Here is a 10,680-nt window from a genome sequence, read left to right on the forward strand (position 1 = left end):
GTGCATTACCTGTAAAACTGATGTTTTTTAGAATCAGGGAAAACAGCCTGACTGCTTCTCAGGAAAATCCGGCAAAACTATACGACGAAAGGTGTTCTACCTGTGCTTTGAAATTCCTATACATTCAAATGTCAGCACCATTCCCGGCATGCTGGGAAACAACACTCCGCTGGTACTGGCACTGAAAACCAATAATGAAGAACTGGCTTGCAAACTGGTCAGGCACTACACGCCCGATCAACTAAGAGAACCCTGCACATGGGCAGGTAACAGTGCACTGACACTGGCCCACATAGGCCGCTTCAACCAATTATTACCTTTGATCGCGGCAAAGGTGGGGGGCTACCCTGCTGAAGAAGCTGCTTTTCTTGATACTTTATACAATGCCGAAAAACCGACCTATAAAGACGATCAGAAATCCCAGAGCAACTGGCATGATATGTACGACAACGACATGTATCTGGATGATGCGGGTCGTTTTGTTGAGCATCAACACCGACAAAAAAGGCCCGAGCTATATCAGGCTTCTGCTCATGTCAGACAACCTTCTCGACCATCCGCACGCGTGTTCAAATCCTACCCTGCCAAAACGCCTGGATTCAGAAACAGTGGCAACCAATGCTTTGCCAATGCCTCACTGAAACAACTGATTATTGGAGTGGACGCCTTGACCCTTCAACAGATCAGAGAAAAATCCAAAGGTATGATTAAAGAACGAGCAGCTGTCGCTAACGCTTTTGCGGATCTTTCAGAAGCTACCTTCAAGGTTCGCAACGGAGAATCTGTCCCTCCAAAAAACATGGATCACCTGCACAGTGATTTTTTTGTCAAAGCACGAGCTCTGGCAGCCGCAAAACCCAATCAACATTGGCGTCAGACCGACAAAGACCTGTCCGATTCAATGAAACGCCTGCTCCCCAGAGGTGGGCAACCCCAACACGATGCCCATGAGTTTGCTACAGGAATGATGAACCTGCTTGGATTGAATGAACCTTCACACCAGCTTGCCCTGCTCAGACAGAGCAAAAGTCTGCTGAGTGATGACGAGAGTGAAAGACTGGGTGGCGCTCACACTTATTACCCTGTCGAAGCAAGGAAAAATCAGAATCTGCCACAAAGCTTTGGATACACTCGTGAAGTCATTGAGGATTATCGATGGCATGGCGCATACGAAGCCCCCACCGAAGTCATCAACAGAATTTCAAGTCCTGACCCTGCTGCACTCAAAAGCCTGAAAATACAATGCAAGGTTTATGGCCCCGATCCAGACCTGCTGGCACAAGGTGTGTTTCAAAGCAGAAAACTGATCAGCGAATCCAGAGCTATGCTCGGCAATCCACCCGTCTTTAACATGCCTGTCTACAACACCCGCACCCATCAAGAGGAAAACCATCCGTTCAGAATAAAGAGCATCGTCGTACATCTGGATGGCCCAACACTGGAATCAGGTCACTATGTCACACTGGAGCAATATGAAGGCAAATGGTACAAACATGAAGACTCCGTGGTTTCAGAACTGCCAGAGGGTATTCAGGGATTCTTTAACAGAAAACCAGACGCAGTGCCTTACCTGTTCGATCTTGAGCGGGCTGATCTCTGAAAGACAGAAAACCCGATATAACCACCTATAAGGAATGCACTTTTACACAGGCAATTCCTTTCTATTCTGAATCATCCCGCACTGGGGAGTAAGACAGATAAAAGTATTAGCAAGGCTCATGCAGTTCGAATCAACTCATATCACTTTCTTACCGGTTTCTAAATATGAATACCTAATCACACTTTCTTCAACTACATTTAAAACCCTATTAAACACAGGCTCTTCATCTTCACCTTTCTCTGCAGCAAAAATGAATAGCTCCATTGCAAAGCTAATTCACATCCTGAATGAGTACGCAGTCTTTGCTCAGATAATCCTCCTGATGATCTGAAGGCACCAATGAAGAAGGGAAATGAACCATGCGCCTTTTTAATACCCGTGCCCTTGTTCGTTCGATTGTTTTTCTTGTGCATTGCCTGCTTCTTGTTTCTGCTGCATTCGCTGAAATAAAAACAAGAACACACCTTCAGTTAATTCCTCATACACCTCAGAGTATTGAGTTAATACAGAATGACGTCCTGAGCAAGCTAAAAACATCTTGCGCAAATACCCGATCACCGACAACCTGTGAAAGCAAAGGTCACATAATCATTCACACGCCTATCTTGGACAAAAGCCCTCCCCCTCTTTCAAGCACTCGCTCCAAGAGAGACAGGCCTTCTCCAGAACCAGGCAGCGGCAGCAATGCTGAACAACCAGAGCAGCGTGCTCAACCAACATCACGACAACTCGAATATGCAAAAAATCATTGTTCTGCAGAAAGTTATGCCCGGGTTGTTCTGGTTGACACTACAGAAGACCTTTGGGCTGTTGTTGAAGAATTCAGTGACACATACTCCAGCGATACCTGGATGCAGCTGGATTACACAGGGCAAGAATGGAGCTGGGATAAAAATCCGGATCACGCACTGGGCGTGCTCTATTTACTCCCTGCCAATGCCCAATACAATACTCATGCAGTCGTCCTTTATTATGACTACTGGTCTGAGAGCCTTCGCAAAATCATCACACCCAGAATAGGCCTTTGCTCACTTTCTTCTGAACAGCCTGCGACCCTGCTCAACAGCGGAAGGGGGGTATCAAAACATCAGGATGAAGGTTTCGGCCTCGCGCCCGATGGTGGCATTTATGTAGGTGCACTTTATATCGCCCAGGCTCAGGTGGAGATGTATGACGTTAATATTGAAGGTAACCAGGTGGATACCCGCACATCGGTCATTGAACTGCACCGGGGTGGAAAACTGTTTGCCAACAACCTGACAGTAAGTCGAACAGAAGGAGAGAATCTGGTTAATCATGCCGGATTGATTTTGGCTCTTAGCCTCTCAAAAGTTCGATTGCATAATGCCAGTCTTTCCCAAACAACCACCAACGGAACCCTGCTCTACAGCGATTACTCCGAGGTACAGCTCGTCTCATCCAATATTACAGCTGCTGATACCAGCTACCCCATGGTCACCTGGTCATCCGACATTACCCTGGATGATAATGAACTGTCCGCCTACAGCACTGGCAATGACAGCCCTATAGCCCTGTCGAGTTATGACACTGAAGAAGCTGAAGAAGCTGAAGAAGCTGAAGAAATCAAGGATTATTGCCTCAAACCCAAGATAAAGGAATGCCAGAGCAACCCTGAAGGTAACATCATTGTTGACGGCATCTTTACCCACTGCAGCAGCTACCTCGACTACTGCGTCAACAACCGCATTACCATGAAGAACAATCGTTTTTTGGGAAGCTGGGAAACTATTCTCTGGGTGTTACAGGATACTTATTCTGAAGACAGTAGAGGCAATAGTAAAAGCACCTTTAACCCTTGTGCAACCGAGGATTCAGGAAGTCTGGAGGGAGACCCGGTATTTGATCTGATTGGGGGCTGTATTGCATCTTCACAACCTGAGCCTGCTACTCAGATTGACGACAGAAACCAGACTTCAACAGAAGACAGTAATCCTTTATATAGTGAACTGGAAAAACCCGCCGATGAAACATCAATTTCCTCAGCCACAATCCAGCTACTCTCTTATATTGTCATGCTTCTTAGCGGCCTGGCAGCGCTAGTCAGTTTTTAAAAAGTATACTGATGGCCGTGGGATTTCATTGTTAAGAAAACCCCGACCTTGAACACCATTAAAACTGATCGATCATATCCGTAATGATATTGTCGACGCCCATATTAAAGAAGGACTCAGCTTTTTCTGGCTCATTCATGGTCCAGATGGCCAGAACCGTTCCAGCGCCCTTGATGTCCCTGGCGATCTCAGGGGTCAGCACACGGTGATCCAGGTGGATACTGTAGGGGTCAATCTCTTTCAGAACGCCATTCAGACCAAAATCCGCCTCTTCCGAGATGAAACCACGACGCAACTGAGGCATCAGCTCACGACAGCGGATTAATGCGTCCCGTGAAAAACTGGACAATAACAGTTTTTCCAGTGGGAATTCGTTTTCCTGAATCAATTCAATCACTCGCTCGACCAGAGCCGCAGGATCGCAGGCAGGATAGAGCTTCAACTCAAGATTCAGTGTTAAATCCAGCTTCTTACACTCTTCCAGCACTTCTTCAAGGACTGGAAACAGTTCACCGGAGTACTCTGGCTTATACCACTCACCGGTATCCAGCATTCTCAGTTCATCCAGTGTCTTTTCCCTGAGCAGGCCGGAACCACTGGTGGTGCGATCCAGAGTTTCATCGTGCATCACCACTGGTGTCCGATCTTTGCTGAGCTGCGTATCCAGCTCAATCCAGCGCGCACCAAGCTGTGCTGCCAGCCGTATACCGGACAGTGTGTTTTCAGGCGCCTGGGAAGGAATACCACGATGAGCCGTCAACAGTTTCTGGCTCTCTGTGTTTACTGAAATATCCATTACTTCTGGACTCTGTAGAGAGGGATTTGGCCTTGCCTTAATGAAGAAACCCAATGACTAACAGAGCAGCCATTGGGTTTCAGTCACATTATCAGCGAATTATTTCACATTTATGACAAACCTGTCATCAATCAACAGAAATCGAACATTAATGAAAATCTATTTTCAGGACATGAACATTTTAGATTACTGCTCCTGCTCCCGGTCCAGCCTTGCCTGATCCAAATCTTGCTGAAGGCCCTGTAAGTATGCTTGATCAGGAGGCTCCAGAAAACCAAGAAGCGTAGTCAGGAAACTAATGGCTGCATTAGTACTCGGATCGACTGGAGCATCTGTAACATCAGCGGCTTCGGCATCAGTTTGCTCCCGCGCCCTCTCTTCACGGGCTCGCCTCATCGCCTCCAGTCTCTGCCTGATCTCCGCCAACATGTTGGACATATGCTCGGCTACTTCCTCACCGGCCACCTCAACACCTTCATCATCCGCATGTCTCAGAACAAAGGTGGGTGGATTAGGCGTTGCGCCACCTATACCTGTATTAGGTTCAGCTACCACAGGTGCGACGGGAGTGTCTTCTGCCGTTGGCTCTTGAAGGACCCCTTCAACCACGACTTCCTCATCGTTCTGACCTATCCCAGCCTGATCTTCGGGTGCTGGAACAACAGGAACTGGAACCGGTACAAGGGCTTGTGGAGGTGTAGCGACCTGGGGCAGAACAGGTAAAAAATTCTCAACTTCTGCAAGCGTATATTCGGGCATACTCAACGCTGCGGCTTCCTGATTACTGCGTCTCAACAGCCGAAGAAAGTATCTGGCCAGGGCTCTGCGCCTGTTCTGTCTCTGCGCAGCAGGATTATCGACGTCCTCATTGCCATCGGTCTGATCTGGATCTGGATCCAGTGCCATCAGCTGTAAGAGTTGTTCATCATTGAGAAACGCAAACAACTGCTCCAGATGGTTCTGAATGTCTTCTTCGGTAATGGGTTGAGGATCAGCCTCTTCATCCCGATCCTGATCCGGATCTCTATCCTCCCTGTCTCGATCCCGATCCCTATCTTGATCTCTTTCCCTGTCTCTATCATCGGGTGGATCCTGTCTGTCGTCGCCCGGTGGAGGGGTGTTATCCGTATCTTTTTCCCTATTGGGCAGAGCCTCCTTGTTAAAGGTTGGAGGGGACGCATCTTTATTTTTATCTTGAAGAGTCACAGCTCCCGGAACATTTTGATCCGAAGGAGGACTCAGTTGAACCTGAGTACTTTGTTGAACAGGTTCTAAATGGACCTGATGAACACGTTCATCACCGTCAGTCACGCTGAAAAAGTTTTTTACTATGTACGACATCGGACCGGAAGAAGAGTCACCTAGGATGTTTTTCAGTGAGTCAGCGACCACACCGAACATTTCACCATCAAAAAAAGTTTTTGCTATTCCTTGCTGGGAAAAGTCCAGAGGAGGCATATCAGGCTTTGAACCCGGAAAGGGTTTAGGCCGACCTCCAGGATCAAAATAGGGATGCAAACTGGAAGCCGAATAATCAACCCCATCCATTGGACAGGTAACATTCAGTGTGGAATAGGTGACCGTGACACCAATGGATTGAGAATCACATTTTTGAATCAAATGTGAAAGTTGACCTACACTATCTTCTTCATTCAATTGAATATTAAAAAACTGCTGCCCTTCATCCGTTTCAACCTGAACCCTCATATCTATTTTTGAAGATTCCTTCGTCGTTCGTATTTTTTCCGGTTCGGGTTCAATCAATTCAGAATCAGCTTCATCCTTTTTGAAAGTAGGGCTTGCGGGCCCTGACGCAGGAAGTGTCTCAACCGCAGCAATAACCAAGGGTGAACAAACAGCAAATAGCGTTGAGCAGGACAATGGAAACAACCAGGACCTTTTCATAACTGCCACCTCAGGCAAAAGAGGACATGGCAAGTATTGTAGAAGTCACTGGCAATGCAATCTTTTAACAAAAATGAAATAGAGGTTTTCAACTATGAACAATTACTACAACCGTATAGACAGGAATGTAATAAAACTGAAATAGTCACGCTATATTCTCCCGGCTGAAATTAGTTAGCTCAGTTCACTTTAAGTTGTATTTTTTCGGTACAGAATCATGAAAAAATTTATTGGAGCTATTGTTGCCGTCAGCATTTTACTGACTGGTTGCAACAAAGAGAGTGCTTCTACAGAAAGCACTGCTCAAAAACCCATCGACATCAATATGAGCCTGGTTTTTAGCCCTAACGAGCTGCTGACCCAGGAGCTGGTAAAAGCGACCGATAAAATTCGTGAGCGTACTGAAGGCGGCGTAAACATCACTGTCTTCCCTGGTGGCCAGTTGCCCGTTTATAAAGATAACCTTGAGCAGGTAGTAAACGGCGCAAACTGGATTGCAGTAGAAGACCTGACCTACCTGGGTGATTATGTACCGGACTTTGCCGCTCTGGCTGGCCCCATGCTTTACAACACCTATGACGAATACGTTGCCATGATGCAGACCGACCTGGTGAAAGGTCTGGAACAACAGGCAGAAGAGAAAGGTATCAAGGTCCTGAATCTGGATTACATGTTCGGATTCCGCCATATGATCACCAACAAAGAAATCAAAAGCTCTGATGACATCAAGGGCATGCGTATCCGTGTTCCACAGAGCCAGCTGTTCATCAGTACTCTGAAGGCGATGGGTGCTGCACCAGCCTCTCTGGCATTCCCTGAAACTTACGCGGGTGTTCAACAGGGCATCGTAAATGGCCTGGAAGGTTCCGTACTGACCATGTACTCCACCAAGATCTACGAAGTGGCCAAGAATATGTCCCTGACCAAGCACTTCCTGGGTTCAGTGGGTATCTACATCTCTCCCAAACTGTGGCAAAAGCTGACACCTGAACAGCAAACCATCGTTAATGAAGAGCTTTCTGCCGGTGCTCTCTCTAACAACAATGAACTGGTTCGACTGGAAGCTGAATACACCGAAAAGCTGAAAGAAGAAGGTGTTATTTTCAACGAAGCCGATACCACTGAGTTCAACACCCTGACCTCCAGGGTTTATGAAGAGTTCCCGGGCTGGAGTGAAGGCATTCACGAAACCATTATGAAAGAACTCACCAAAATCCGTGAGTCCAGCGCCAACTAAGGCCGGTAACACACAAGCGAAGGAATGCTGTTTTCAAATGTGAAAGCAGCATTTTTTCATTTGAGTCGCCCCGTTTCATTAACCACCTTGTGAGAGCCCATGCAAATACCATTTATCGGCACATGGCTGTTTAAGAACCTTGAAGAGATTCTGGCCTCAGCCGCCATCTCTGTCACCGTTCTAGTCGTTATCATCAACGTTATTCTGAGATACGGCTTTGGTTTTGTAGTTCCCTGGAGTGAAGAGTTATCCGTGATCTGCTTTGTATGGGCGGTCTACCTAGGTATCAGCTCCTGTTACAAGCACAAGCTCCACATGGGGGTTGATGTCATCGTAGCCATGCTGCCGGAGAGCGTAAAACCTGCTTTTCGCCTGTGTGTGCTGGTCCTGCTGCTGGGTCTTAATGCCATCATGACCTGGCTGAGTTTTGACTACCTGATGATCTCCACCAAATCGACTCCGGTCATGGGTCTGTCCTATTTCTACATCAACAGTGTGCTGCTGCTTTGCTTTGGCATGATGTGCCTGCACACCCTTCGCTTTATTGCCCAGGAAATAATGGAGATGCGCGCTTTGCGCAATGCAAAAGCCTGAAGCCACTTCAAGTCTGAACCGTTGTAACACTGAAGTTATTCAGGCAACGAATTTTGCAGAATTATTTTGAAAAACATTTTACTGAACCGCCTGATTATCACAGAAGGCTGGCACACGTTTTTCTCCCGATGGGCATCTTAACTGGAATAAAGTGATCTGATGGAAAGCTATATCCCGATATTTATCCTGTTTGTTCTATTTTTTTTGAACATTCCCATTGCCTTCTCGCTCATTGCAGCGGCAATGTCGTATTTTCTGTTTCTGAACAACTCCATCCCGGTCACCCTGGTGATGCAGAAGTTCACCTCTTCTGTGGAATCATTTCCACTGCTGGCGATCCCCTTCTTTATCATGGTGGGATCGGTCATGAATTACTCCGGCATCAGTCGAAGTCTGTTGTCGTTTGCTGACTCCCTCATTGGCCACAAAACGGGTGGCCTGGCTCAGGTCAATGTAGCCCTGAGTACTTTTATGGGAGGGATTTCCGGTTCCGCCAATGCCGATGCGGCCATGCAATCGAAGATTCTGGTTCCGGAAATGACCCAGAGAGGCTATGGCAAAGCATTTTCTGCGGCGGTAACGGCAGCCTCTTCAATCATCAGCCCAGTGATTCCACCCGGCATTAATCTGATTATTTTTTCTCTGCTGGCCGGTGTCTCTGTTCACAAAATGTTTATTGCCGGTTACGTCCCGGCACTGATGATGGCCACAGCCCTGATCGTGGTTATTGCCATTATCTCCAAGCGTCGTGGTTATAAACCATCTCGTGAAAAGGCCGCTTCTGCCGGAGAACGTTTCCAGCACTTTCTGAAAGCCACACCGGCCTTACTGATTCCCTTTGGCATTATTCTGGGAATGCGTTTTGGCTTGTTCACACCGACTGAAGCCGGTGCTATTGCGGTTCTGCTGTGTACCGTTGTCGGTCTGTTCATCTACAAAGAGCTGAAGATCGCCCACTTCCCGGCCATTCTGAAAGAAACCATACAGGGTACCGGCAGTGTTATTTTCATCATCATCGGTGCCATGGTGTTTGGCTATTACATGACTCTGGAGCAGATACCACAAAACATTGCTTCAGCACTGATTGACCTGACGGATAACAAACTGCTCCTGCTGTTGCTCATTAATGCTCTGCTGCTGGTGATTGGCATGTTCATCGAAGGCGGTGCAGCCATGATCATCCTGACACCCCTGTTGCTGCCCGCTGTATTGAATGCAGGAATCGATCCGGTTCATTTCGGTATTGTTGTCATCGTCAACATCATGATTGGTGGCGTAACCCCCCCTTTCGGCTCGATGATGTTTACCGTCTGTTCAATTCTTAAAGTACGTCTGACCGACTTTATAAAGGAAGTTTACCCACTGCTGCTGGCTCTGCTGGCCGTACTGATGATCCTGACTTTCTTCGAAGATGTGGCGCTCTTCCTGCCTAACCTGATGACCTGACTTTTCCGGCATGAGTGAGGCATTGTGCTTCACTCATGAAAAGAACGAATTATTACTGCAAGAAGCTATCTAACAGCGATGACAGAACTGAATCAAAACTGGAAACATGTTGAGTGGGTGCTGACCGACGTCGACGATACCCTGACCTGTGAAGGCCACTTGCCACCCGAAACTCTGGTTGCCTTGAAAAAGCTGCAGGATGCAGGCATTAAGGTAATCGCTGTGACAGGTGCCTGTGCCGGATGGTGTGACCACATTGCTCAGCTATGGCCTGTAAATGTGGTTCTGGGGGAGAACGGTGCTTTTATTCTCGAGAAGAAAGGTGGGTTTCTGACTATCCAGGCGGATCGCGATCTGGAAGAAATTCGTCAGAAGCAGGGAGAACTGAAGACACAGGTTCTGGAAATTCTGAAAGACTACCCTGACCTGAATCTAACCCTGGATCAGTCCTACCGACTGTGTGAAGTGGCGATTGATATTGGCCAGAACCGTCCAAAAGTGGATCATGGGATCATTGAAGAAATTGTGGCACGTATTCACAAACTGGGAGCTCATGCCACAGCCAGTTCAATCCATATTAATGCCTGGTACGGAGAGCACTCCAAGCGGATTACTTCACTGGCATACCTGGAAGCAAAAGGTCTGAGTCAGAGCGATATCCTGACCAAGACCTGCTATGCCGGTGACTCCATGAATGATCAGCAAATGTTTGAGTATTTACCTCTGTCTGTGGGTGTGGCCAACATCAAAAAGTACTGGGATAAACTGTCTCATAAACCGTCTGTGGTTATGAGTCAGCCCGGTGGCTATGGGTTTGCAGAATTCACTGAAGCTCTGCTGGCTTTGAAGGCTTGAAGGCTTGAAGGCTTGAAGGCTTGAAGGCTTGAACAGCAGGTTATTTTTTCCTAGGAGTCTGTCGGACTTAGCCGACCGTAGCGAGGAAAAGTCCGGTTTGAGACAGTTTTTATGATTATTTGAGGCGAATAGCGAGCTATTCAACGAAAAGAATCATAAAAAATGGCCAAATCAG

General features: G+C 47.3%; 9 protein-coding genes. 7 read left to right on the forward strand and 2 right to left on the reverse strand.

The genetic code is table 11. The features are described from left to right. From ACR2PX_RS23880 to ACR2PX_RS23890, 3 genes are all read left to right on the forward strand, one after another. On the forward strand, nucleotides 1–185 hold a 185-nt coding region (locus tag ACR2PX_RS23880; protein ID WP_434001855.1), incomplete at its 5' end, for a hypothetical protein. After that, nucleotides 149–1,600, forward strand: a complete 1,452-nt coding sequence (locus ACR2PX_RS23885; protein WP_434001856.1) for a hypothetical protein — start codon at nucleotides 149–151, stop codon at nucleotides 1,598–1,600. The genes ACR2PX_RS23880 and ACR2PX_RS23885, both read left to right, overlap by 37 nt. Nucleotides 1,601–1,959: 359 nt before the next feature. After that, nucleotides 1,960–3,672, forward strand: coding sequence for a hypothetical protein (locus ACR2PX_RS23890; RefSeq protein WP_434001857.1), 1,713 nt, complete (start codon nucleotides 1,960–1,962; stop codon nucleotides 3,670–3,672). A 58-nt stretch (nucleotides 3,673–3,730) separates the two neighbouring features. On the opposite strand, the gene ACR2PX_RS23895 is transcribed toward ACR2PX_RS23890, so the two are convergent. After that, nucleotides 3,731–4,468: a glycerophosphodiester phosphodiesterase family protein gene (locus tag ACR2PX_RS23895; RefSeq protein WP_434001858.1), complete on the reverse strand. Its 738-nt coding sequence runs from the start codon at nucleotides 4,466–4,468 to the stop codon at nucleotides 3,731–3,733. Nucleotides 4,469–4,654: 186 nt separating this feature from the next. Then, nucleotides 4,655–6,373: a hypothetical protein gene (locus tag ACR2PX_RS23900; RefSeq protein ID WP_434001859.1), complete on the reverse strand. Its 1,719-nt coding sequence runs from the start codon at nucleotides 6,371–6,373 to the stop codon at nucleotides 4,655–4,657. Nucleotides 6,374–6,590: 217 nt separating this feature from the next. Between ACR2PX_RS23900 and ACR2PX_RS23905 the strand changes: the two genes are divergently transcribed. The 4 genes from ACR2PX_RS23905 to ACR2PX_RS23920 all read left to right on the forward strand — a co-directional run bounded on the left by ACR2PX_RS23905 (nucleotide 6,591) and on the right by ACR2PX_RS23920 (nucleotide 10,505). Beyond that, a complete protein-coding gene (locus tag ACR2PX_RS23905; protein ID WP_434001860.1) occupies nucleotides 6,591–7,610 on the forward strand; it encodes a C4-dicarboxylate TRAP transporter substrate-binding protein in 1,020 nt (339 codons plus the stop codon). 99 nt (nucleotides 7,611–7,709) lie between these two features. Then, nucleotides 7,710–8,204: a TRAP transporter small permease gene (locus ACR2PX_RS23910; protein ID WP_434001861.1), complete on the forward strand. Its 495-nt coding sequence runs from the start codon at nucleotides 7,710–7,712 to the stop codon at nucleotides 8,202–8,204. A gap of 159 nt (nucleotides 8,205–8,363) precedes the next feature. Beyond that, nucleotides 8,364–9,650 (forward strand): TRAP transporter large permease, encoded by a 1,287-nt coding sequence (locus ACR2PX_RS23915; RefSeq protein ID WP_434001862.1) that lies wholly within the window; start codon nucleotides 8,364–8,366, stop codon nucleotides 9,648–9,650. Nucleotides 9,651–9,728: 78 nt separating this feature from the next. After that, nucleotides 9,729–10,505, forward strand: a complete 777-nt coding sequence (locus ACR2PX_RS23920) for an HAD-IIB family hydrolase (protein ID WP_434001863.1) — start codon at nucleotides 9,729–9,731, stop codon at nucleotides 10,503–10,505. The last annotated feature ends 175 nt before the right edge of the window (nucleotides 10,506–10,680 follow it).

Origin of the sequence: Endozoicomonas sp. (genome assembly GCF_051008435.1) — a bacterium.
Taxonomy (GTDB): Bacteria; Pseudomonadota; Gammaproteobacteria; order Pseudomonadales; family Endozoicomonadaceae; genus Endozoicomonas_A.

Bases quoted from the DNA above. Each gene is read 5' to 3' on its own strand.
- ACR2PX_RS23905 (WP_434001860.1), top strand. From the start codon at position 6,591: ATGAAAAAATTTATTGGAGCTATTGTTGCCGTCAGCATTTTACTGACT.
- ACR2PX_RS23920 (WP_434001863.1), top strand. From the start codon at position 9,729: ATGACAGAACTGAATCAAAACTGGAAACATGTTGAGTGGGTGCTGACC.
- ACR2PX_RS23910 (WP_434001861.1), top strand. From the start codon at position 7,710: ATGCAAATACCATTTATCGGCACATGGCTGTTTAAGAACCTTGAAGAG.
- ACR2PX_RS23890 (WP_434001857.1), top strand. From the start codon at position 1,960: ATGCGCCTTTTTAATACCCGTGCCCTTGTTCGTTCGATTGTTTTTCTT.
- ACR2PX_RS23895 (WP_434001858.1), bottom strand. From the start codon at position 4,468: ATGGATATTTCAGTAAACACAGAGAGCCAGAAACTGTTGACGGCTCAT.
- ACR2PX_RS23900 (WP_434001859.1), bottom strand. From the start codon at position 6,373: ATGAAAAGGTCCTGGTTGTTTCCATTGTCCTGCTCAACGCTATTTGCT.
- ACR2PX_RS23885 (WP_434001856.1), top strand. From the start codon at position 149: ATGCTGGGAAACAACACTCCGCTGGTACTGGCACTGAAAACCAATAAT.
- ACR2PX_RS23915 (WP_434001862.1), top strand. From the start codon at position 8,364: ATGGAAAGCTATATCCCGATATTTATCCTGTTTGTTCTATTTTTTTTG.